This is a genomic window from Leifsonia sp. 10L418 (genome assembly GCF_056395445.1).
Genome location: NZ_JBFTJN010000018.1, coordinates 1 through 595, shown reverse-complemented (window position 1 = coordinate 595; position 595 = coordinate 1). Strand labels below are relative to the sequence as shown.

At 70.6% G+C, this 595-nt stretch carries 1 pseudogene; it reads right to left on the bottom strand.

Annotation, left to right across the window (positions count from 1 at the left end):
• Positions 1-595, bottom strand: a pseudogene (locus tag AC1DCF_RS19145) (hypothetical protein); the annotation flags it as partial.

Genomic DNA, 595 nt, shown 5'->3' with positions numbered 1-595 from the left:
CCGGTGAACGTTCCGGCCAGCGGCGGGCGCGTGCCCGACGTCGCCGGGGCGGACGGCAAGAAGCCGGTGCCACGCACGGTGACGGTCTCGCCATCGGCGTTCAGACCGGTCGTCTTCGACACCGTCACCGTCGGAACCGGGGCCGGCTCGGCGAAGGTGAGCGCGGTCTTCGTCTCGAACGGTGCAAACTTCGCTCCGCCGCCCGGGTAGGTGTAGATGCCGTAGTTGCCGGTGGCCGGCTCTTTGTCGTAGCCCTTCTTCACGGTCAGCGTGGTCTCGAACGTGCCGTCGGCCTTCAACTCAACAGCCCCGGCGGGCGCACCGCCCACGGTCGCCATGTTGGCGGCGAGCAAGGCCCACTTCGTGTCGCCGGTCACTCGGGTCGCCGACGCAGCGCCGGTCGACGGCTGCCAGACATCCGCGAACTTGCCGAATGCGACGTAGGTGCCGGTGAACGTTCCGGCCAGCGGCGGGCGCGTGCCCGACGTCGCCGGGGCGGACGGCAAGAAGCCGGTGCCACGCACGGTGACGGTCTCGCCATCGGCGTTCAGACCGGTCGTCTTCGACACCGTCACCGTCGGAACCGGGGCCGGGG